Below are 22,275 nucleotides of genomic sequence, written 5' to 3'. Positions count from 1 at the left end.
CGGTTATCTCAGGAAGCCCCTCATTCCTTTTGAGTAGACGTAAAACCGGCATTACCTGTTATTGGTTTGGATCCACTCTAGCATAKCCGTTGATGGCCTTTGAACACCATTGAAATATTTAAAGCAAGGGCTCTAGGACGGGCGTTACAGCGGCAAGCATTGATATAGAGCTGTTTGCCCGGTCATGAGAGTAATAACGCCGAACATTTGTGGTGAGGGGGCTTGTCGGACCGCCGCACCGCCCCGTTCGGCTGTGAAGTAGTCGCGATCCTGTCGGCGCGGTGATCCAGACAGAAGGCAATGGAGGCGCTTCGCACCTCAACGGGGGCAAGCCCCTCGCCACACTGTATCGGTCAGAATGGACGTCGCTGCATCCGAAAAATGATGTTTGGTGGTAAGCTCGCGCACCATGAATATCTACAGCTCTCGCCCCGTTGTCCTCTGTCTCTCCGGCCACGACCCCAGTGGTGGCGCCGGCTTGCAGGCAGATATCGAAGCCCTGCTTGCTCAGGGTTGTCATGCGGCCCCGACCGTCACCGCCCTGACCGTGCAAGACACGGTCAACGTCACTGACTTTCGCGTCCTCGACCGTGAGTGGGTGTTGGCCCAGGCCAATGCCGTGCTCAACGACTCCGAAGTCGCCGCAGTCAAACTGGGCATGCTCGGTTCCCTGGAGATGGTCGACACCGTGGTCGAACTGCTCTCGGCGCACCCGCATTTGCCAGTGGTCTGCGACCCGGTACTGCGTGCCGGCGGTGGCGGACGACTGGGCAAGGACGAGGTCGGCTACGCCATGCGCGAACGGCTGCTACCCCTGTCCATCATTGCTACCCCTAACCTTCCTGAAGCGCGCATCCTCGCCGAACTGCCCGAAGGCACCGCCGACGAGTGCGCCGAAAAACTCCTGCCATTCGTCAAACACCTGCTGATCACCGGCGGCCATGGCGACGAGCACGAAATCCACAATCGCCTGTACAGCCGCGACGGCCACCGCGCCACCTTCACCTGCCAGCGCTTGCCCGGCAGTTATCACGGTTCCGGTTGCACACTGGCCAGCGCCTTGGCCGGTCGTCTGGCCCAAGGTGAAAACCTAGCCAGCGCCGTGCAGACCGCGCTTAACTACACATGGCGAACCCTGCGTGATGCGGAGCAATTGGGCAAAGGCCAGTTCGTGCCGCGCCGCCTGCCGCTGGATTTCTGTTCGTAACTTCTATTAGTCATGCGGTGAGGCTTGTTCGATGAAACTACGTGGCCTGTACGCTATTACCGACCGTCAATTGCTCGCCGGTAAACTGCTTGAGTACGTGGAGGCGGCGCTGGAAGGCGGCGTCACCTTGCTGCAGTACCGCGACAAGAGCAGCGATGAGGCCCGACGCCTGCGCGAGGCCGAAGCCTTGCGCGATCTGTGCGACCGCTATAAAACCCAGCTGATCATCAATGACGATGCCGAATTGGCCGCACGCCTGAACGTCGGCGTGCACCTGGGCCAGACCGATGGTCCGTTGTCGCCGACCCGCGCCCTGCTCGGCTCCAAAGCAATCATCGGTTCAACCTGCCACGCGCAACTCGAACTCGCTGAACAAGCCGTGAAGGAAGGCGCCAGTTATGTGGCCTTCGGCCGTTTCTTCAATTCCAATACCAAACCCGGCGCCCCCACTTGCAGCCTCGAACTGCTCGACCAGGCCCGCCGCACACTGCACCTGCCGATTTGCGCGATTGGTGGCATCACCCTGGAAAACGCCGCGCCATTGGTGGCCCATGGGGTTGATCTGCTGGCAGTCGTCCACGGTCTGTTTGGCGCCGAGAGCCCGGCTGAAGTGACACGCCGCGCCCGTGCCTTTAACGAACTGCTTTCTATTTAAGTAGCTTAAAATCTGATTTGAGAGCCCGACCATGTCTCGTTCCGAAACCCTGTTTGCCAATGCCCAGAAACACATCCCCGGGGGCGTGAACTCGCCTGTTCGCGCGTTCAAAAGCGTGGGTGGCACGCCGCTGTTTTTCAAACACGCTGAAGGCGCCTACGTTACCGACGAAGACGACAAGCGTTATGTCGATTACGTGGGTTCCTGGGGCCCGATGATCCTCGGCCACAGCCATCCGGACGTGCTGGACGCGGTGCGTAAACAGCTGGAACACGGCTTGTCCTACGGCGCCCCGACCGCGATGGAAACCGAGATGGCCGACCTGGTCTGCTCGATCGTGCCGTCGATGGAAATGGTGCGAATGGTCAGCTCCGGCACTGAAGCGACCATGAGCGCGATTCGCCTCGCCCGTGGTTTCACCGGCCGCGACAACATCATCAAGTTCGAAGGCTGCTACCACGGTCACTCCGACAGCCTGCTGGTCAAGGCCGGCTCCGGTGCATTGACCCAAGGCGTACCGAGTTCGGCCGGCGTGCCGGCGGACTTCGCCAAACACACCCTGACCCTGCCGTTCAACGACATCGACGCGGTCGAAACCATGCTCGCCGAAGTCGGCCAGGACGTGGCGTGCATTATCGTCGAGCCGGTTGCCGGCAACATGAACTGCGTACCACCAGCGCCGGGCTTCCTCGAAGGCCTGCGGACCCTGTGCGACAAGCATGGCGTGGTACTGATTTTCGACGAAGTGATGACCGGTTTCCGCGTTGCCCTTGGCGGTGCCCAAGCACACTTCGGCGTGACGCCGGACCTGAGCACGTTTGGCAAGATCATCGGCGGCGGCATGCCGGTCGGCTGCTTCGGCGGCAAACGCGAAATCATGTCGCACATCGCGCCACTGGGCCCGGTGTACCAGGCCGGTACGTTGTCAGGTAACCCGCTGGCCATGGCCGCCGGCCTGACCACTTTGCGCCTGATCAGCCGTCCAGGCTTCCATGCCGAGCTGAGCGACTACACCAGCCGCCTGCTCGACGGCCTGCAACAGCGCGCCGATGCGGCGGGTATTCCGTTCGTGACCACTCAGGCCGGCGGCATGTTCGGCCTGTACTTCAGTGGCGCTGACGACATCGTGACCTTCGATGACGTGATGGCCAGCGACGCGGCCCTGTTCGGTCGTTTCTTCCACCTGATGCTCGAAGGCGGCGTGTACTTGGCGCCGAGCGCTTTCGAAGCCGGCTTCACCTCGATCGCCCATGGCGACGCCGAGTTGAAACTGACGCTGGATGCCGCCGAGCGCGCATTCGCCGGATTGAAATAACGCTGGGCCGCTGGCGTTGGCGACTGCCAGCGTCAGCTTTTACCTACATCCGCACCGCTCTTCCTACGCTACTGCTAATAATCTCCCGCAAATTGGGCGATATATTCCCCGCGCAGCAGAAAAACGAGTAAAGACTTTGTAAGGTTGGCCCCGCTTATTTCATAATGCGCGCTTATTGGATCCCTCGATGGGTCCGCGTGCCCTTCAGAGGTAAGTCGATTCCCATGAACCGCACCGGCCGCGCCCTTTCATTGGGCTGCCTGTTGCTCCTTCAGCCCCTGCTCGCGCTCGCACAAGCAGGCGGCAATTCGTTGTTAATCCCAGCGATGGGTCGCTGCACCCTCAATACTCAGCCGCAAGACCTGACACAAGCGCTCGCCGCCTGCCAGAAAGCGTCGGATGAAGGGGATGCGCAAGCGCAATACGAGTTGGGTGAGTTCTACTACAACGGCAAAAACGCGCCGCGCGACCTCGATAAAGCCCTCAGCTATTTCGAAAAGGCCTCACTGCAAGGCCACGCTCAGGCGCAATTCAAACTGGGCACCATGTTCTTCCACGGCGAAGGCGTACCGGCCAATAATATTCAGGCGTACATCGTGCTGAAGATGGCGGCGGTCAATGGCGCCGAAGATGCGCTGGACACGGCGGATGAAGTGGCCGAGAAGATGCCGCGCGAGGAACTTGAAGTGGCTACCCAAGTGCTGGGGCAAATCTTTCGTAAATACCTGATGGAATTGCAGAGCGCGGATGGGCGTACGCCGTTTTCGCCACTGCCCTGATTTCTGTATTGATCTGACTGGCCCCTTCGCGAGCAAGCCCGCTCCCACATTTTGATCTGTGTCGTACACAAATCAAATGTGGGCGGGCTTGCTCGCGAAGGGGGCAACTCGTTTTTTTGACCTACTTCTCAGGCATCGGCATCGGAAACGGCATGACATTGCCGACCGCGCCACGGGCTTCGCTGATTTTCGGAGTGCCCAGACGCTCTACCTCGTCGATGCGCACAATCGAATGCATCGGCACAAAACTGCGCACCACGCCTTCAAATTGAGCCTTGAGCTTCTCTTCGCTCGGATCGACGACCACTTGCGTGCGCTCGCCAAAGACGAACTCTTCCACTTCCAGAAAGCCCCACAGATCACTTTGATAGATCTGCTTGGCATACATTTCGTACACCTGGCCCTGGTTGAGGAAAATCACCTTGTAGATTGGAGCTTCACGTTTGGTCATGGTGGGCGAGCAACACAATTGGGGATAAAAATGAGGGCGCGAACTATAGCATAGCCACTGGACGCACAACGGTAGGAACCTTGGGACATGTTCCCTATAATGCGCGGTTCTTTGAATCACGTGATGACTGTATCCATGGCCAAGAAGCTTTACATCGAAACCCACGGTTGCCAGATGAACGAGTACGACAGCTCGCGCATGGTCGACTTGCTGGGTGAACACCAGGCCCTGGAAGTCACTGCTCGCGCTGAAGACGCCGACGTGATCCTGCTCAACACCTGTTCAATCCGCGAGCGCGCCCAAGACCGGGTGTACTCCCAACTCGGCCGCTGGCGCGAACTGAAACTTGCCAACCCGGACATGGTGATCGCCGTCGGCGGTTGCGTGGCCAGTCAGGAAGGTGCCGCCATTCGTGATCGCGCACCGTACGTGGATGTGGTCTTCGGCCCGCAAACCCTGCACCGCCTGCCGGAAATGATCGACGCCGCACGCGCCACCAAACTGCCGCAGGTCGACGTCTCGTTCCCGGAAATCGAAAAATTCGACCATTTGCCCGAGCCACGCGTCGACGGCCCAAGCGCTTACGTGTCGGTGATGGAAGGCTGCAGCAAGTACTGCACGTTCTGCGTGGTGCCTTACACCCGAGGCGAAGAAGTCAGCCGTCCGTTCGACGACGTGATTGCCGAGATCATCCACCTGGCCGAAAACGGCGTGCGTGAAGTGACGCTGCTGGGCCAAAACGTCAACGGTTATCGCGGCACGACTCATGACGGGCGCCTGGCTGATCTGGCCGAGCTGATCCGCGTTGTGGCCGCTGTCGATGGCATCGACCGGATTCGCTACACCACATCGCACCCGCTGGAATTCTCCGACAGCCTGATCCAGGCCCACGCCGATGTGCCGGAACTGGTGAAGCACCTGCACCTGCCAGTGCAATCGGGTTCGGACCGGATCCTCTCGGCGATGAAACGCAACCACACCGCACTGGAATACAAGTCCAAACTGCGCAAGTTGCGGGCCGCCGTGCCGGGCATTTGCATCAGTTCGGACTTTATCGTCGGCTTCCCGGGTGAAACCGAGAAAGACTTCGAGCAGACCATGAAGTTGATCGAAGACGTCGGTTTCGACTTTTCCTATTCGTTTGTCTACAGTCAGCGCCCAGGCACTCCGGCTGCCGATCTGGCCGACGAAACACCTGAAGAACTGAAAAAAGAGCGCCTGAACGCCCTGCAACATCGCCTGAACCAGCAAGGTTTTGAGATCAGCCGACAAATGGTCGGTTCAATCCAGCGGATCCTGGTTACCGATTATTCGAAAAAAGACCCCGGCGAACTGCAAGGCCGGACCGAGAACAACCGTATCGTCAACTTCCGCTGCGACAATCCGACCTTGATCGGCCAGTTCGCCAATGTGCACATCGACGCCGCACAACCGCACTCGCTACGGGGCTCGCTGATCCAGTAACACCGCATTCCCTTGCGGGAGCGAGCTTTATGGCGAGGGGGCTTGTCGGAACGCCGCATCGCCCCGTTGGATCGCGAAGCGGTCCCAAGATTTTGCGACTGCTTCGCAGCCGAACGGGGGTAAGCCCCCTCACCACAGATCAAGTGTCGGAATTCGGCATCTTATTTAAGAGCTTTCGCACCCAGCCCACTGGCGTTATCCTTGATTTCATCTTAATTGCCCCAGGGCGGCTAAATACGACCTTGAACGCACCCATAGAACCACATCGTTTCATCCTCGAGCCCTTTGAGGCTCGCCGTTTCGCCAATCTGTGCGGGCAATTCGACGAGCATTTGCGCTTGATCGAACAGCGCCTGACCATCGAGATCCGCAACCGCGGAAACCAGTTCGAATTGATCGGCGAACCCAAACACACCACCTCCGCGGAAAACCTCCTGCGCCGCCTGTACCGGGAAACCAAAGGTACCGAGCTGTCGCCGGACATGGTTCACCTGTTCCTGCAGGAATCGGCCGTGGAAGAGCTGGACAATGTGTCCCCGTCCGAACCCTCCGTAGCGCTACGCACCAAAAAAGGCATGATTCGCCCTCGCGGCTTGAATCAACTGCGTTACGTGAAGGAGATTCTCGGCAACGACATCAACTTCGGCATCGGCCCTGCCGGTACCGGCAAGACCTATCTGGCCGTTGCCTGCGCAGTAGACGCGCTGGAACGTGAGCAGATTCGCCGCATCCTGCTGGTTCGCCCGGCGGTTGAAGCTGGCGAGAAACTCGGATTCCTGCCCGGCGACTTGTCGCAGAAGATCGACCCGTACCTGCGCCCACTCTATGACGCCCTCTACGAAATGCTCGGCTTCGAACACGTCGCCAAGCTGATCGAACGCCAGGTCATCGAAGTTGCGCCGCTGGCCTACATGCGCGGTCGCACGCTGAACAACAGTTTCATCATCCTCGACGAAAGCCAGAACACCACGGTCGAGCAGATGAAGATGTTCCTGACCCGTATCGGCTTTGGTTCCACCGCGGTCATCACCGGCGACATTACCCAGGTCGACCTGCCGAAAGGCACCAAGTCCGGGCTGCACCATGTGATCGAGGTGCTCAAAGACGTGCCGGGTATCAGCTTCACTCACTTCATGCCCAAGGACGTAGTGCGCCATCCACTGGTGCAGCGCATCGTCGAAGCTTACGAGCGCTTCGAGAACCGCGTGGCCGAAGAAGCCCCCAAGGACCACCGCCGCGATGCTTGAGCTTGATCTGCAACTGGCTACACAAGCGCCCGCCCCCAGCGAAGCCGAGTTCCGCCAATGGTGCGAACTGGCCCTGCGCCAGCGCACTGCCGATTCGGAGATGACCATTCGCCTGGTCGACGAAGAAGAAGGCCGCGAACTGAATCACACCTGGCGGCAAAAGGATTACGCCACTAACGTTCTATCGTTCCCCGCCGATGTACCCGATGAGTTTCTGGATATCCCGCTTTTGGGCGATCTAGTGATCTGCGTGGCCGTGGTGGAGCGCGAAGCCGTCGAACAAGGCAAGGAGCTGAAGGCTCATTGGGCACATCTAGTCATTCACGGCTGCTTGCATCTGCTGGGTTACGACCATATAGATGACGACGAAGCCGAAGAAATGGAAGCATTGGAACGAACGTTGCTTGCAGAATTGGGCTATCCGGACCCTTATGCGGACGACGAAACAGAAACATCCCCTATTGTTACAACAAAGGATTCAGAGTAATCGCTATGAGCGAAGATCGATCGAGCAACGGGCAGAAGTCATGGCTGGGTAAGCTCACCCAGGCTTTTGCCCACGAGCCGAAAAACCGCCAGGAGCTGCTGGAGCTCCTGCGCGATGCACACCAGAACAAACTGTTGGACAGCGAAGCGCTGGCCATCGTCGAAGGCGCCATCCAGGTTGCGGACCTGCAAGTACGGGACATCATGGTCCCTCGCTCGCAAATGGTCAGCATCAAGGCGACCCAGAGCCCTCGCGAGTTCCTGCCCGCCGTGGTTGATTCGGCCCACTCCCGCTACCCGGTCATTGGCGAAAGCCACGATGACGTAATGGGCGTGCTGCTGGCCAAGGACTTGCTGCCGCTGATCCTCAAGGAAAACGGCGACCGCTTCAACATCAAGGATCTGCTGCGCCCGGCCACCTTCGTGCCCGAGTCCAAGCGCCTGAATGTGTTGCTGCGCGAATTTCGCGCCAACCATAACCACATGGCCATCGTCATTGACGAGTACGGCGGTGTGGCCGGCCTGGTGACCATTGAAGACGTGCTGGAACAAATCGTCGGCGACATCGAAGACGAGCACGACGTCGAGGAAGACAGCTACATCAAGCCGCTGCCCAGCGGTGACTTCCTGATCAAGGCGCTGACGCCCATCGAAAACTTCAACGAGTTCTTCGACAGCGAATTCTCCGACGATGAGTTTGATACCGTCGGCGGTCTGGTGATGAGCGCGTTCGGGCACTTGCCAAAACGCAACGAAATCACTGAAATCGGCCCTTACCGTTTCCGCATCCTGAACGCCGACAGCCGGCGAATTCACTTGCTGCGCCTGACCCCAATTGCCCGTTAAGGATTGACATGCTCCGCGCAACCCGCCCCGGCTGGCCCGGTAACCTGCTGGCCGTGGCGGCCGGTGCAATCACCACCCTGGCCCTGGCGCCGTTCGATATCTGGCCGTTGGCGTTGCTGGCGGTCGGTTTTTTTTACGCCGGTTTACGCGAACTGAACCCTCGTCAGGCCCTGGGCCGTGGCTGGTGTTTCGGTTTTGGTCTGTTTGGCGCTGGCACCAGCTGGATCTACTACAGCATTCACAACTTCGGCGGCGCATCGGTGTTGCTGGCCGGTCTGTTGATGCTGGCCTTCACGGCCGCGATTGCATGGTTCTTTGCCCTGCCGGCCTGGATTTGGGCGCGCTGGTTGCGTCGCAATGAAGCGCCACTGGCGGATGCCTTGGCATTTGCGGCGTTGTGGGTCGGTCAGGAAGCGTTTCGTGGCTGGTTCCTCACCGGTTTCCCATGGCTCTATTCCGGTTACAGCCAGCTTGATGGCCCATTGGCCGGACTCGCGCCCGTGGGCGGGATGTGGCTGATTTCCTTCACCCTCGCCCTGACAGCCGCGCTGATCTACAACGCGCTGCGTCTGGTGCGCACCGGGCGTAAAGGGTTTATAGCGGCAGGTGCATTGCTGCTGATCGGCCCGTGGGTGGCCGGCATAGCACTTAAAGAACACGCCTGGACCAGCCCGTCGGGTCCACCGCTAAGCGTCGCAGCGATTCAAGGCAACATCGAACAAAGCATGAAGTGGGACCCGGCGCAGCTTAACGCGCAATTGGCGCTGTACCGTGACATGAGTTTTCGCTCCAAACGCGTCGACCTGTTGATCTGGCCGGAAACCGCCGTGCCGGTGCTCAAGGAGTCCGCGGAGAGCTACCTGACCATGATGGGTAACTTCACCGCCCAACGTAATTCGGCACTGATTACCGGCATACCGATCCGACAGGAAGTGCGTCACGAGAAACGCTTCTTCAACGGCATTACTGTCGTTGGTGAGGGCGAAGGCACTTACCTCAAGCAGAAACTGGTGCCATTTGGCGAATACGTGCCGTTGCAGGATGTGCTGCGCGGTTTGATCGCGTTCTTCGACCTGCCCATGTCCGACTTCGCGCGCGGGCCCGCCGATCAGCCGATGCTGCAAGCCAAGGGTTACCAGATTGCGCCGTTCATCTGCTACGAAGTGGTCTACCCGGAATTCGCGGCCAGTCTCGCGGCTCGTAGCGACTTGCTGCTGACCATCAGCAATGACACCTGGTTCGGCACCTCCATCGGCCCATTGCAACACTTGCAGATGGCGCAGATGCGCGCACTTGAGGCGGGCCGCTGGATGATCCGTGCTACCAACAATGGTGTGTCCGGGCTGATTAACCCATTTGGCCAGATTACCGCACAGATCCCACAGTTCGAACGCGGCATCCTGTACGGCGAGGTCGTGCCGATGCACAACCTGACACCGTACCTGCAATGGCGTTCGTGGCCGCTGATCATTGTTTGTGTGCTGTTGTTTGGCTGGGCGCTGATTGCCAACCGGATGGCAAAAACCGTCTGACCCTTCTGATCGTTCCCACGCTCCGCGTGGGTATGCATCCCGTGACGCTCTGCGTCACAGCATCAGAAGCGGACGCGGAGCGTCCATTGCGGCGTTCCCACGCGGAGCGTGGGAACGATCATCAGCGATAGAAAAGCGAATAGCCGATCTGCCCCACCGCCTCATTCAGCAATTGCCCGGATTGCCATAACGACTTGAATTCCGGCATCCAGCCGCCCAGCGGTCGGGCATTGTCCACGCCTAAAAAACCTACCGGCGCGGGCACCACTTCAAATCCTGCCTTCTGGAAACTCCAGACAGACCGCGGCATGTGCCAGGCGTGAGTCACGACCACCACCCGCTTGATGCCCTGAGGCAATAACACCTCGGCACTGAACTGCGCGTTCTCCCACGTCGTGCGGCTGCGCCCTTCCTGCCAGCGCACCGACACACCGAAATCATCGAGCAGCGAGTCCGCCATCATCTTCGCTTCGGTGGGTGGCGTGCCGTAATGCAGACCACCGCTGGTCAGAACCGGCAAACCGGAAGCCTTGGCCAGACGTGCTGCATAACGCTCACGCTCCAAACCCACGCCAGTCGGATGGTCGTCGCCCCAGGCCAGGTCGCCGCGTTCACGCCCGGAACCCAACACGACGATGGCATCCGCGCGCTGCCCCAGCGTCGCCCACTCGTCGCGTGCCAGCGGCGGCTGCCGTTCCAGCGCTTTAGCGCCCCACTGCACAACCACAGGCAAACTCATCAGCCAGAAGCCCCCGCAACCCAGGACAAAGCACACACCCGCAAGCCTTGGTCTTGAGCGGCGCAACCACCACGCAAGCACCAACAACAGCAAGAGAAGGCCGGGGGGCAACAAAAGTTGTTTCACGAAATATCGAAAAGGCATCGAGCATCTCCAGAGATGCCCGAAGCCTAAGTGGGTTGACGCAAAGCGACAACAAATACGGAAGGACTACGCTTTGGAATGTGTCAAGAAAAGGGCCAATAGCTCTAGCGCCCTTACTTGAATTGCAGGGACCGGACCTTTACCGCTTCCCTGCCGGGTACTTTATCCTTGAGCCAGATGATTTTGGCCGAACGTGGTGCGTCGAGTTGCTGAACTGCTGCTGACAAGCATCCACGTGTTTCACGTTCACTGCGATCCAGATAGGCTTTGACCAATTCAAACTCTGCGGGACTAAGACCCCGCAGTTCCAGCTCAAGGGGACGCTCATCGCGTAGCCGACCAGCAGTTTTTGCAGCGTCCAGAGCCAATCCCAGACGATCAATCAGTCTTTCGTACAGTTCCGGTTTTGTAGCTTTTTGCCGTGACTCAACCATCCCTCACCTCATTGAAGATATGACTCGCTCCCCTTTTAGAGCTTAGCTTCCATGAACAAACCGGCTGAGCGCTGCGACCAACGGCCCTCGCAGCCACTTTTACAAGACGCGCGACAGTAATCAGGGTTTCCCTCGGTAGAGTGCGGTCATGTATGCTACGGCGCTTCCTGTAACTCCACTTCCAGCTCGTCTGGGCACCGAAACGCCGATTTGGCGTGTCACCGTCCAGCGTTGCATTGAAGAGGATTAGGCCACCCCTATTCAGTTCAAAAGTAGCCATGCACGAACAATATCAGCCCCGTGAAATCGAAGCCGCCGCCCAGTCATTCTGGGATGAGCAAAAGTCCTTTGAAGTCAGTGAACAGCCAGGCAAGGAGACGTTCTACTGCCTGTCGATGTTCCCTTACCCCAGCGGCAAGCTACACATGGGGCACGTGCGTAACTACACCATCGGCGACGTGATCTCCCGCTATCAGCGCATGCAAGGCAAGAATGTTCTGCAACCCATGGGTTGGGACGCCTTCGGCATGCCGGCGGAAAACGCCGCGATGAAAAACAACGTAGCGCCCGCCAAATGGACCTACGAAAACATCGCCTACATGAAATCCCAGCTGCGCAGCCTGGGCCTGGCGGTGGACTGGTCGCGTGAAGTGACCACCTGCAAGCCGGATTACTACCGCTGGGAACAATGGCTGTTCACTCGCCTGTTCGAAAAAGGCGTGATCTACCGTAAAAACGGCACCGTGAACTGGGACCCGGTCGACCAGACCGTCCTGGCCAACGAACAAGTGATCGACGGTCGCGGCTGGCGTTCCGGCGCGCTGATCGAAAAGCGCGAAATCCCGATGTACTACTTCAAGATCACCGCTTACGCGGATGAGCTGCTGGAGAGCCTCGACGAACTGACTGGCTGGCCTGAACAGGTCAAGACCATGCAGCGCAACTGGATCGGCAAGTCCCGTGGCATGGAAGTGCAGTTCCCGTACAACGTCGATTCCATCGGCGAAGCCGGCGCACTCAAAGTGTTCACCACCCGTCCGGACACCCTGATGGGGGCCACCTACGTTGCCGTAGCCGCCGAGCACCATTTGGCCACCTTGGCCGCGCAGAACAATCCTGAGCTGCAAGCGTTCATCGCTGAATGCAAAGGCGGCAGCGTCGCTGAAGCCGACGTCGCCACTCAAGAGAAGAAAGGCCTGCCGACCTCGCTGTTCGTCGAGCACCCGCTGACCGGTGAAAAACTGCCGGTGTGGGTCGCCAACTATGTGCTGATGCACTACGGCGATGGCGCGGYCATGGCTGTCCCGGCGCACGACGAACGTGATTTCGAGTTCGCCACCAAGTACAACCTGCCGATCAAGTCCGTGGTGCGCACCAGCGCAGGCGACACTAACCCGGCGCCATGGCAGGACGCTTATGGCGAGCACGGCACGCTGATCAATTCCGGCGAGTTCGACGACCTCGATTTCGCAGGCGCGTTCGATGCGATTGAAGTCGCGCTGATCAAGAAGAACCTGGGCGCTTCGCGCACCCAGTTCCGCCTGCGCGACTGGGGTATCAGCCGCCAGCGCTATTGGGGCTGCCCGATCCCGATCATCCACTGCGATACCTGCGGTGATGTGCCGGTGCCGGAAGACCAACTGCCTGTTGTGTTGCCAGAAGACGTCGTGCCCGATGGTGCCGGTTCGCCACTGGCGCGCATGCCCGAGTTCTACGAGTGCAGCTGCCCGAAATGCGGTCAGCCTGCCAAGCGTGAAACCGACACCATGGACACCTTCGTCGAGTCCTCGTGGTACTACGCACGTTACGCCTCGCCACACTATGAAGGCGGTCTGGTAGAGAAAAACGCGGCTGACCACTGGTTGCCGGTGGATCAGTACATTGGCGGTATCGAACACGCCATTCTTCACCTGCTCTACGCGCGGTTCTTCCACAAGCTGATGCGCGACGAAGGCCTGGTGAGCTCCAATGAGCCGTTCAAGAACCTGCTGACCCAAGGCATGGTGATCGCCGAGACTTACTATCGTCGCGAAGCCAATGGAGCTTACACCTGGTTCAATCCGGCGGACGTGGAGCTTGAGCGTGACAGCAAGGCCAAGGTTATTAGCGCCAAGTTGATCGCGGACGGTCTGCCGGTGGAAATCGGCGGCACCGAGAAGATGGCCAAGTCCAAGAACAACGGCGTCGATCCACAGTCGATGATTGACCAGTTCGGCGCAGACACCTGCCGTCTGTTCATGATGTTCGCCTCGCCACCCGACATGAGCGCGGAATGGTCCGACTCTGGAGTAGAAGGTTCGCACCGCTTCCTCAAGCGCGTCTGGCGTCTGGCTCAAGCCCACGTGACTCAGGGCCTGCCAGGTAAACTGGACGTCGCCAGACTGAACGACGAGCAGAAAGCCATTCGTCGCTCGATCCACCTGGCCATCAAGCAGGCCAGCCACGACGTAGGCCAGAACCACAAATTCAACACCGCCATCGCTCAGGTGATGACGCTGATGAATGTGCTGGAAAAAGCCGCGCAAGGCACCGAACAGGATCGCGCACTGGTACAAGAAGGTCTGGAAGCCGTGACGCTGCTGTTGGCTCCAATCACCCCGCACATCTGCCACGAGCTGTGGCATCAACTGGGTTACGCCGATCCCGTGATCGACGCCGGATGGCCAGTGCTGGACGAAAGCGCTTTGGTGCAGGACAGCCTGACACTGGTAATCCAGGTCAACGGCAAACTGCGCGGCCAGATCGAAATGCCGGCCAGCGCAACACGTGAAGAAGTCGAAGCCGCCGCCCGTGTCAACGAAAACGTCTTGCGTTTTGTTGACGGCCTGACGATTCGCAAAGTGATCGTCGTGCCCGGGAAACTGGTCAATATCGTCGCCAGCTAATTGGACCAGGCGCAGGGCCATGCCCTGCGCCGAGTAAAACCTTTCGGGCCGCCAGATCGGCCCACATGGTTTCAAGGGGAGCAACAAAATGATCAAACGCAATCTGCTGGTGATGGGCCTGGCGGTCCTGCTGAGCGCCTGCGGTTTCCAGCTGCGCGGCACCGGCGCCACTGAACTGACGATCAAGGAACTCGACTTGACTGCCCGCAACGCCTACGGGGAAACCGTGGTGCAACTGCGTCGGGCGCTGGAAAACAGCGGCGTCAAGGTCTACGCCGGCGCACCTTACAAACTGGTGCTGACCAATGAGCAGGATAGCCAGCGCATCCTCAGCTACACAGGCGGTGGTGGTACCGGCGAATATGAAGCGGTCACCGTGTTGAACTACGACATTCGTGGGGCACATAACCTGCCGCTGATGAGCGACAAGCTCGAAGTGCGCAAGATCTACGTTCACGACGGCAACAACCTGTTGGGTTCGGACCAGGAAGCCAGCGACGCCCGCAACGAAAGCCGTCGCGAGCTGGTTCAACGCATGATCCTGCGTCTGCAACAGATCACCCCGGCGCAACTGGACCAACTGCAGCAGACCGCTGAAGCCAAGGCCAAGGCCGAAGCCCAGGCCCTGGAAGCCGCACAAAAGGCTGAGGCGAATACTCCGCGCCAGTCGCCTGTCCAGATCCCGCAGCAGTAAGACTTTCGGGGCGTTCCGGCGCCCCGTTTGGCCTCTCTTATGAAACTTGCCCCCGCCCAACTCGCTAAACACCTGCAAGGTGCCCTCGCGCCGGTCTATGTCATCAGTGGCGATGACCCGTTGCTGTGCCAGGAAGCGGCCGATTCCATTCGTGCGGCAGCGCGCCAACAGGGCTTCGACGAACGTCAGGTCTTCGCCGCCGACGCCAGTTTCGACTGGGGAACGTTGTTGCAGGCGGGGGCAAGCATGTCGTTGTTTGCCGAAAAACGGCTGCTGGAACTACGCCTGCCGTCCGGCAAACCCGGCGACAAAGGCGCCGCCGCGTTTATCGAATACTGCTCGCGCCCGGCTGAAGACACGATATTGCTGATCAGCCTGCCCAAGCTCGACGGCAGCGCGCAGAAAACCAAGTGGGGCAAGGCGCTGATCGAAGGTCAGCAGACTCAGTTCGTGCAGATCTGGCCGGTGGATGCCAATCAGTTGCCCAGCTGGATTCGCCAACGCCTGTCTCAGGCCGGTTTATCGGCCAGCCAGGACGCGGTTGAACTGATTGCAGCCCGAGTGGAGGGCAATTTGCTGGCCGCCGCGCAAGAAATCGAAAAGCTCAAATTGATGGCCGAGGGTGGACAGATCACCGTCGAAACCGTACAGGCTGCCGTGGCCGACAGTGCACGTTTCGACGTATTCGGCCTGACCGACGCCATCCTCAATGGCGAAGCGGCTCACGCGCTGCGCATGCTGGAAGGGCTGCGCGGTGAAGGCGTCGAACCACCGGTGATTCTCTGGGCGCTGGCCAGGGAACTGCGCCTGTTGGCTAACCTGTCGCTGCAGTACAGTCAGGGCGTACCACTGGATAAGGCGTTCAGTTCGGCCCGGCCGCCCGTCTGGGACAAACGCAAACCGCTGATGAGCAAAGCGCTGCAACGCTACTCGGCGCAACGCTGGGCACAGTTGCTGCTGGAGGCTCAACGGATCGATGCACAGATCAAAGGGCAGGCAGCCGGTTCGCCGTGGATGAGCCTCAGTCGATTGTCGCTGTTGATGGCCGGTCAGCGCCTCACATTGCCCGCCGAGTAAGGTTTTTTTGTGGTGAGGGGGCTTCCCCGTTGGGCGCGAAGCGCCCACAAAACCAATCACAGAATCTTCATATTTGACTGCATTCGCCGGATCTGCGGCTGCTGCGCACCCGAGCGGGGGCAAGCCCCCTCGCCACAAAACCTACTTTACGAAAAACACGAAAGGTCCTACAACATGTGGGGACTAGACAGATCCTCAACTTCAGCCGATGATTTGCCCCGCAAAATCCGCTCACTTGCGAGAAATCATCATGAGTAAAAAGCCATCAAAACATGGCCCCAACAAGGCCAAATCCATCATCGCCCAGCCACTGTTCCGCAGCCGTCAGGAACGAGCCGGCAAGGGCAAAGGCAGCTACCGCCGCGAAGCCTTCCAGTCTAATAACTGGGAGGCTTCTTACTTTCTGGCGGCATAAAGCAGAACCCCCCTTCTCCATGTTAAGGTCTACACCTGAATCGATTGCCCTGGACCTGTGCATGCCCCTTTGTCTTTCCCGTCGTTGGCCCGTTCGCCAGCTGATCGCTGCCTCCAGCCTCATTTTGCTTGTCGCCTGCGCGGAAAAACCGACTGCCGCCGACGCCCAGCCGCTCAAAACCCTTCCTGTCACGACAACCCCTGCGGTAATACCGCCCGTGGTGCCGACGGGCGAAAACCTCGACATCCAGCCCACCCAGTCGTTCGCCGAATGGCAAGCGGGTTTCCGCAAAGACGCGCTGGCCGCCGGTATCCGCGCCGATCTGTTCGACCGCGCCTTTGCCAATGTCAGCTTCGACCCTAGCGTGATCCGTGCCGATCGCAGCCAGCCGGAATTTTCTCGTCCAGTGTGGGAATACCTCGATGGCGCCCTTTCGCCGCTGCGAGTACGTAAAGGCCAGTCGCAGATCGACGAATACACTGACATCCTGCAAAGCATCGAACAGCGTTATGGCGTCGACCGCCAGGTACTGGTGTCGGTGTGGGGCATGGAGAGTAACTTCGGTCAGTTCCAGGGCAGCAAGTCGGTCATCAACTCCCTGGCGACCCTGGCGTACGAAGGCCGGCGCCCGGGCTTTGCACACGATCAACTGATTGCTGCCCTGCAAATCCTGCAACAAGGCGACATCACACCCGATAAAATGCTTGGCTCCTGGGCCGGCGCGATGGGCCAGACCCAATTCATCCCGACCACTTACAACACCCACGCCGTGGACTTCGACGGTGATGGCCGCCGCGACATCTGGAACAGTCCCGCCGACGCATTGGCCTCGACTGCGCACTACTTGCAAAGCTCCGGCTGGCAGAAAGGCCAGCCGTGGGGCTTTGAAGTGCGACTGCCAAGCAGTTTCAACTACGTTCTGGCCGATGGCACGATTCGTAAAAGCGTCGCCGAGTGGCAGCAACTGGGCGTTTCAATGCCCGCGGGGTCTCAGGTTCCACCGGGCTCGGAACACCTCTCCGCAGCCCTGCTGCTGCCAGCCGGTTATCGTGGCCCAGCGTTCCTGGTCCTCGACAATTTCCGCGCAATTCTCAAGTACAACAACTCTTCATCCTATGCATTGGCCGTGAGTTTGTTGTCCCAACGCTTCGACGGTGCAGGACTGATCAGCGGCAGCTGGCCCAAAGATGATTTGCCATTGAGCCGCACCGAGCGCATGGAATTGCAAAGCCTGCTGAGTGCCCAGAACTACGACGCTGGCATTCCTGACGGGATTATTGGCGCCAACACGCGTAAGGCGATTCGCAGTGCACAGCAGTCGTTTGGCTGGCCGGCGGATGGGTATCCGACGCGCAAGTTGCTGGAAGGACTGCGTAGCCGATAGTTAGCCGTATGGCTGATGCCGCCTGCGCGAGCAAGTCGAATCGTCGTACCGCCGCTCCCACATTTGACCGAGTTCTATCATGGAAATGTGGTCAAGTGTGGGAGCGGCGGTGCGACGATTCGACTTGCTCGCGAAGAGTGACTGCCAGTCGACGAATTCCTAAGCCTTGACCACCACATCCTGCTCCAACACCAACTCCTTCTTCCCTGCATCCAGCTTGACCAACGCCCCCATCGGCAGCGTCAGGTTCGGATCACAATGCCCGCTGCGCCAACCGGCCAGCACCGGAATCCGCAAAGGCTCGAAGGTCTGTTTCAGCAATTGCTCCAGCGCTGCCGCATCAACTCCGGCCACATCCCCCACCAAAACCCCACGCAGCTTGCCTAGCGCGCCAGCCAGCCGCAGATGGGTCAGTAGCCGGTCAATCCGATACAGCGGCTCATTGATGTCTTCAATCAGCAGGATGACGCCCTCGGCCTCCAGCTCATACGGCGTGCCCATGGTCGCAGCAATCATCGACAGGTTGCCGCCCAGCAAACGCCCGTGAGCGATACCGGGTTCGATCGTGGTCAACGGCCAGGCCGCCGGGTGCGACAGTACGCTACCGGCCTTCATCTGCCCTCTGAGCATATTGAAAAACGACGACTCCGTAGGCTTCTGTTTGTCGCCCAGCAAATCAGCATTAAGCAGTGGGCCATGAAAGGTCACAAAACCGGCATAACGGCTGATCGCCAAGTGCAGTGCCGTGATATCGCTGTAGCCAATGAATGGTTTGGCGTTGTTTTGTAGCAGTTCGAAATCAATGCGGTCGAGTAAACGCGGTGTTCCGTAACCGCCCCGCAGGCAGATAATCGCATCGACTTCTGTGTCAGCGAACGCCGCGTGCAGATCATTGAGTCGCACCTCGTCGCTGCCAGCCAGATAGCCATCCTTTTCATACACCCCTGGAAACACCCGCAACGCATAGCCACGAGCACGCATCCAGGCGATGGCTTTGTCGGTGTCCAGCCCGGCGGGACCGGCGGGTGCAATCACGCCGATCAAGCCTTGCGAAGGCAGGGCTGGAACAGGTTTATGCGGATACAGCGTATGGGTCGGTCGAACGGTCATCCATGAATCTCCCTGCGCGAAAACTTCTGCACACAGTAGTCAGGAACGGGGACAAACAGAAGAGGGTCAGTCACCCGCAGGTTGCAGGAAAAAACGCTGCCTGCCGTAGGCCAGGCAAAAAAACGCCCGCAAGGCCTGAAATGCCATGCGGGCGCATTTATGTCACCGCCGGATTACAAGGACGACATCAGCTCGGCTTTAACCAGCTTCGCTTGCTCGTCGGCGTGGTACGAGGAGCGTACCAGCGGGCCCGACGCGACGTTCTTGAAGCCCATCTTGTAACCTTCCTCGGCGAACCAGGCGAAGGTATCCGGGTGCACGAAACGCTGCACCGGCAAGTGGCTGCGGGACGGTTGCAGGTACTGGCCCAGGGTCAGCATGTCGATGTCGTGTTCGCGCATGCGCTTCATGACTTCGATGACTTCTTCGTCCGTTTCGCCCAAGCCCAGCATCAGGCCGGACTTGGTCGGAATGTGCGGCATCATCTGCTTGAAGCGCTGCAACAAGGTCAGCGACCACTGGTAGTCCGAACCCGGACGCGCAGCCTTGTACAGGCGCGGCACGGTTTCCAGGTTGTGGTTGAACACGTCCGGTGGCTCGGCAGCGGTGATTTCCAGTGCCACGTCCATCCGGCCACGGTAGTCCGGAACCAGGGTTTCGAGCTGCACGTTCGGCGACAGCTTGCGGATCTCGCGAATGCAGTCGGCAAAGTGCTGGGCACCACCGTCACGCAGGTCGTCGCGGTCTACCGAGGTGATTACTACATATTTGAGCTTCAGGTCGGCGATGGCGATGGCCAGGCTTTCCGGCTCGTTGACGTCCAGTGGCTTCGGACGACCGTGGCCCACGTCGCAGAACGGGCAGCGACGGGTGCAGATGTCGCCCATGATCATGAACGTCGCGGTGCCACCGGAGAAACACTCGCCCAGGTTCGGGCAGGATGCTTCTTCGCACACACTGTGCAACTTGTGTTTGCGCAGCAGGGCCTTGATGCGGTCGACTTCCGGGGAAACCGGGATGCGCACGCGAATCCAGTCGGGTTTCTTCGGCAGTTCGGTGGTCGGAATGATCTTCACCGGGATACGTGCAACCTTCTCGGCGCCGCGCAGCTTGACGCCGGCTTCAACCTTGGCACGCGGGGCCGGACGCTCGGTGACATCAAGCGTCGGGATCATGGTTTGCACTGCATCAGTAGTCATATCAGTCGATTCCGCCCGTTAGGGTCGTCTGCTCAGCATAGTCGAGGTGTTTGACGAGCTGCGCGCGCAGCCGGGCACTTACCTCGGCAAATTCAATCGATCCTGCGTGATCGCTTAGCTGGGTCATTGCCAGCCCGGCGTAACCGCAGGGATTAATCCGTCGAAACGGTTCCAGGTTCATGTCCACGTTCAGGGCCAGGCCATGAAAGGAACAACCGTGGCGGATCCGCAGACCCAGGGACGCGATTTTCGCCCCGTTGACGTAGACACCCGGCGCGTCCGGCTTGGCGGCGGCAGTGACGCCGTAGCTCGCCAGCAGTTCGATCAGGCAAAGCTCCATACGGCTGACCAGGTCACGCACGCCAAATCCCAGCTTGCGTACATCCAGCAGCAGATAGGCCACCAGTTGACCAGGCCCGTGATAGGTCACCTGACCACCACGGTCGACCTGTACCACCGGAATATCYCCCGGCAGTAACAAGTGCTCGGCCTTGCCGGCTTGCCCCTGTGTGAACACCGGCGGGTGCTCGACCAGCCAGATCTCGTCGGCGGCGTCGGTGCCGCGTTCGTTGGTGAAGCGCTGCATGGCATGCCAGACCGGCTCGTAAGCCATCTGGCCGAGCTCACGAAAGCCCAGCGTGCCAGACATCACAACACCATGTGCACGAAGCCGGTAGCCCGCAGTTCGCTGTTGATGTCGTACAGCTGTTCCTGGCCGGTGGCGACGATGTGCAACTGGATGGTGGTGTATTTGCCGTTGCTGCTTTGGCGCTCGTCGACACGCTTATCGTTGATCTTGGCGTGTTTCTCAACGATCTTGATGATCTTGTCCTTGTTACCCACACCGGTATCGCTGATTACCTTAACGGGATAGTCAGTGACCGGAAATTCGATCTTTGGCGCCTTTACTTCGGTATCGGTCATGGCGTAACGGCCTCGTAAGCGTAAGCCGTGGCGACGGGCATGACCCCGCGCCGGATCAGCGCGGAGTCATGCAGGTGCACACTGAATTCAGTTGAAGATGCCGTAGAAGAATAGACGGATGCTATCCCACATGCGGCGGAAGATACCACCCTCCTCGACAGCGTCCAGGGCGATCAAGTCGGCGCTGTGCACCACCTTGTCTTCCAGCTTCACTTCGACTTTACCGATCACGTCGCCCTTGGCGATTGGCGCAACCAGTTGCGGGTTCATGGTCATGCTCGCAGCGAGCTTTTTCAGCTGGCCTTTTGGCAGGGTCATGGTCAGGTCTTGCGCCAGGCCGGCCTTGACTTGATTCGTCGCGCCTTTCCAGACAGGGGCCTGAGCCAGCTCGGCGCCCTTCTGATAGAAGGTCTGGGTTTCGAAGAAGCGGAAACCGTAAGTCAGCAGCTTCTGGGTTTCGGCGGCGCGAGCCACTTCGCTGCTGGTGCCGAACACCACAGCGATCAGGCGCATGCCATCACGTACGGCCGAAGACACCATGCAGTAACCAGCTTCGTCGGTGTGGCCGGTTTTCAGACCGTCGACAGTCTTGTCGCGCCACAGCAGCAGGTTGCGGTTAGGTTGCTTGATGCCGTTCCAGAAGAACTCTTTCTGCGAGTAGATCGCGTAGTGAGCCGGGTCTTCGTGGATGATCGCGCGAGCCAGTACCGCCATGTCGTGAGCCGACGAGTAGTGCTCCGGGTTCGGCAGACCGGTCGGGTTCATGAAGTGGCTGTTGGTCATGCCAAGGTCGGCCACGGTTTTGTTCATCATGTCAGCGAAGGCGTCTTCGCTGCCGGCGATGTGCTCGGCGAGCGCAACACTGGCGTCGTTACCCGACTGAATGATGATGCCGTGCAGCAGGTCGCTGACAGTCACCTCCGTGCCCACCTTGATGAACATCCGCGAACCGCCTGTGCGCCAGGCGTTTTCGCTGACGGTCACCGGGTCGTTTTCGCCGATCTGGCCACGACGGATTTCCAGGGTCGCGAGGTACGCGGTCATCAGCTTGGTCAGGCTGGCCGGCGGCAGACGCTGATCACCATTGTTCTCGACCAGCACGTTACCGCTGCTGGCATCCATGAGCACATAGGCTTTGGCGGCCAGTTGTGGTGGAGCTGGCATCACCTCGACCGCGAACGCAGCCGGTGAGAGGAGCAGCGGGACTAACAGGAACAGGCGTTTGGCAAAGGTGGTGATGTTCATCCGTCTCTCGAAATCGCTAATGGAACTGCCCAAGGGCAAAACT

General features: G+C 59.4%; 22 protein-coding genes. 14 read left to right on the top strand and 8 right to left on the bottom strand.

Annotated features, from left to right (window positions below):
- The first annotated feature begins 409 nt into the window (after positions 1-409).
- The 4 genes from AC1DRJ_RS01315 (at position 410) to AC1DRJ_RS01300 (ending at position 3,956) form a co-directional block, all read left to right on the top strand.
- Positions 410-1,207: a hydroxymethylpyrimidine/phosphomethylpyrimidine kinase gene (locus AC1DRJ_RS01315; RefSeq protein WP_477800450.1), complete on the top strand. Its 798-nt coding sequence runs from the start codon at positions 410-412 to the stop codon at positions 1,205-1,207.
- A gap of 31 nt (positions 1,208-1,238) precedes the next feature.
- Positions 1,239-1,862 (top strand): thiamine phosphate synthase, encoded by a 624-nt coding sequence (gene thiE, locus AC1DRJ_RS01310; protein ID WP_477800449.1) that lies wholly within the window; start codon positions 1,239-1,241, stop codon positions 1,860-1,862.
- Positions 1,863-1,893: 31 nt separating this feature from the next.
- Positions 1,894-3,177, top strand: coding sequence for a glutamate-1-semialdehyde 2,1-aminomutase (hemL, locus tag AC1DRJ_RS01305; protein WP_477800448.1), 1,284 nt, complete (start codon positions 1,894-1,896; stop codon positions 3,175-3,177).
- A 224-nt stretch (positions 3,178-3,401) separates the two neighbouring features.
- Positions 3,402-3,956, top strand: a complete 555-nt coding sequence (locus tag AC1DRJ_RS01300; protein WP_477800447.1) for a tetratricopeptide repeat protein — start codon at positions 3,402-3,404, stop codon at positions 3,954-3,956.
- Between the two features lie 121 nt (positions 3,957-4,077).
- Here the strand turns inward: AC1DRJ_RS01300 and AC1DRJ_RS01295 are convergent, their stop codons facing one another.
- Positions 4,078-4,407, bottom strand: coding sequence for a DUF1820 family protein (locus AC1DRJ_RS01295; protein WP_007894425.1), 330 nt, complete (start codon positions 4,405-4,407; stop codon positions 4,078-4,080).
- Positions 4,408-4,542: 135 nt separating this feature from the next.
- Between AC1DRJ_RS01295 and miaB the strand changes: the two genes are divergently transcribed.
- The 5 genes from miaB (at position 4,543) to lnt (ending at position 9,982) form a co-directional block, all read left to right on the top strand.
- The gene (gene miaB / locus AC1DRJ_RS01290) at positions 4,543-5,871 is read left to right on the top strand and encodes a tRNA (N6-isopentenyl adenosine(37)-C2)-methylthiotransferase MiaB (RefSeq protein ID WP_477800446.1); all 1,329 of its coding nucleotides are present in this window, start codon (positions 4,543-4,545) and stop codon (positions 5,869-5,871) included.
- A gap of 242 nt (positions 5,872-6,113) precedes the next feature.
- Entirely contained in the window at positions 6,114-7,118 is a 1,005-nt protein-coding gene (locus AC1DRJ_RS01285; protein WP_033049346.1) for a PhoH family protein, read from the top strand.
- Positions 7,111-7,605, top strand: a complete 495-nt coding sequence (gene ybeY, locus AC1DRJ_RS01280; protein ID WP_477800445.1) for an rRNA maturation RNase YbeY — start codon at positions 7,111-7,113, stop codon at positions 7,603-7,605. The genes AC1DRJ_RS01285 and ybeY overlap by 8 nt, the downstream gene beginning before the upstream one ends.
- Before the next feature lie 5 nt (positions 7,606-7,610).
- Positions 7,611-8,450: an HlyC/CorC family transporter gene (locus AC1DRJ_RS01275; RefSeq protein WP_007946651.1), complete on the top strand. Its 840-nt coding sequence runs from the start codon at positions 7,611-7,613 to the stop codon at positions 8,448-8,450.
- Positions 8,451-8,458: 8 nt separating this feature from the next.
- Complete coding sequence (lnt, locus tag AC1DRJ_RS01270) at positions 8,459-9,982, top strand: apolipoprotein N-acyltransferase (RefSeq protein ID WP_477800444.1); 1,524 nt, start codon at positions 8,459-8,461, stop codon at positions 9,980-9,982.
- Positions 9,983-10,103: 121 nt separating this feature from the next.
- On the opposite strand, the gene AC1DRJ_RS01265 is transcribed toward lnt, so the two are convergent.
- Together AC1DRJ_RS01265 and AC1DRJ_RS01260 are read right to left on the bottom strand one after the other, a co-directional pair.
- Positions 10,104-10,865 carry a YdcF family protein gene (locus tag AC1DRJ_RS01265; protein ID WP_477800443.1) on the bottom strand — a complete coding sequence of 254 codons (762 nt, stop codon included), beginning with the start codon at positions 10,863-10,865 and terminating at the stop codon, positions 10,104-10,106.
- 113 nt (positions 10,866-10,978) lie between these two features.
- Entirely contained in the window at positions 10,979-11,299 is a 321-nt protein-coding gene (locus tag AC1DRJ_RS01260; protein ID WP_477800442.1) for a hypothetical protein, read from the bottom strand.
- A gap of 278 nt (positions 11,300-11,577) precedes the next feature.
- Here AC1DRJ_RS01260 and leuS point away from each other — a divergent pair, with 278 nt between their 5' ends.
- The 5 genes from leuS to AC1DRJ_RS01235 all read left to right on the top strand — a co-directional run bounded on the left by leuS (position 11,578) and on the right by AC1DRJ_RS01235 (position 17,754).
- On the top strand, positions 11,578-14,184 hold the full coding sequence (gene leuS, locus AC1DRJ_RS01255) for a leucine--tRNA ligase (RefSeq protein ID WP_477800441.1): 2,607 nt from the start codon (positions 11,578-11,580) through the stop codon (positions 14,182-14,184).
- An 88-nt stretch (positions 14,185-14,272) separates the two neighbouring features.
- Positions 14,273-14,878 carry an LPS-assembly lipoprotein LptE gene (locus AC1DRJ_RS01250; protein ID WP_477800440.1) on the top strand — a complete coding sequence of 202 codons (606 nt, stop codon included), beginning with the start codon at positions 14,273-14,275 and terminating at the stop codon, positions 14,876-14,878.
- Between the two features lie 39 nt (positions 14,879-14,917).
- Positions 14,918-15,955: a DNA polymerase III subunit delta gene (holA, locus tag AC1DRJ_RS01245; RefSeq protein WP_477800439.1), complete on the top strand. Its 1,038-nt coding sequence runs from the start codon at positions 14,918-14,920 to the stop codon at positions 15,953-15,955.
- A gap of 250 nt (positions 15,956-16,205) precedes the next feature.
- Positions 16,206-16,370 (top strand): alternative ribosome rescue factor ArfA, encoded by a 165-nt coding sequence (gene arfA / locus AC1DRJ_RS01240; protein ID WP_477800438.1) that lies wholly within the window; start codon positions 16,206-16,208, stop codon positions 16,368-16,370.
- A gap of 61 nt (positions 16,371-16,431) precedes the next feature.
- Positions 16,432-17,754: a lytic murein transglycosylase gene (locus AC1DRJ_RS01235; protein ID WP_477800437.1), complete on the top strand. Its 1,323-nt coding sequence runs from the start codon at positions 16,432-16,434 to the stop codon at positions 17,752-17,754.
- A gap of 159 nt (positions 17,755-17,913) precedes the next feature.
- Here AC1DRJ_RS01235 and AC1DRJ_RS01230 read toward each other — a convergent pair whose 3' ends face one another.
- The 5 genes from AC1DRJ_RS01230 to AC1DRJ_RS01210 form a co-directional block, all read right to left on the bottom strand.
- Positions 17,914-18,864 carry a S66 peptidase family protein gene (locus tag AC1DRJ_RS01230; protein WP_477800436.1) on the bottom strand — a complete coding sequence of 317 codons (951 nt, stop codon included), beginning with the start codon at positions 18,862-18,864 and terminating at the stop codon, positions 17,914-17,916.
- 173 nt (positions 18,865-19,037) lie between these two features.
- On the bottom strand, positions 19,038-20,063 hold the full coding sequence (lipA, locus tag AC1DRJ_RS01225) for a lipoyl synthase (RefSeq protein WP_109786349.1): 1,026 nt from the start codon (positions 20,061-20,063) through the stop codon (positions 19,038-19,040).
- Between the two features lies 1 nt (position 20,064).
- Positions 20,065-20,712 (bottom strand): lipoyl(octanoyl) transferase LipB, encoded by a 648-nt coding sequence (gene lipB / locus AC1DRJ_RS01220; RefSeq protein WP_477800435.1) that lies wholly within the window; start codon positions 20,710-20,712, stop codon positions 20,065-20,067.
- Positions 20,712-20,987 (bottom strand): DUF493 domain-containing protein, encoded by a 276-nt coding sequence (locus AC1DRJ_RS01215; protein WP_477800434.1) that lies wholly within the window; start codon positions 20,985-20,987, stop codon positions 20,712-20,714. Before AC1DRJ_RS01215 ends, lipB begins: the two co-directional genes overlap by 1 nt.
- A gap of 87 nt (positions 20,988-21,074) precedes the next feature.
- Entirely contained in the window at positions 21,075-22,232 is a 1,158-nt protein-coding gene (locus AC1DRJ_RS01210) for a D-alanyl-D-alanine carboxypeptidase family protein (protein ID WP_477800433.1), read from the bottom strand.
- Positions 22,233-22,275: the final 43 nt, after the last annotated feature.

This window comes from Pseudomonas sp. P5_B2 (genome assembly GCF_056400445.1).
Note: the sequence above shows the minus strand (reverse complement) of the source record. Positions and strands in the feature narration are given on the sequence as shown.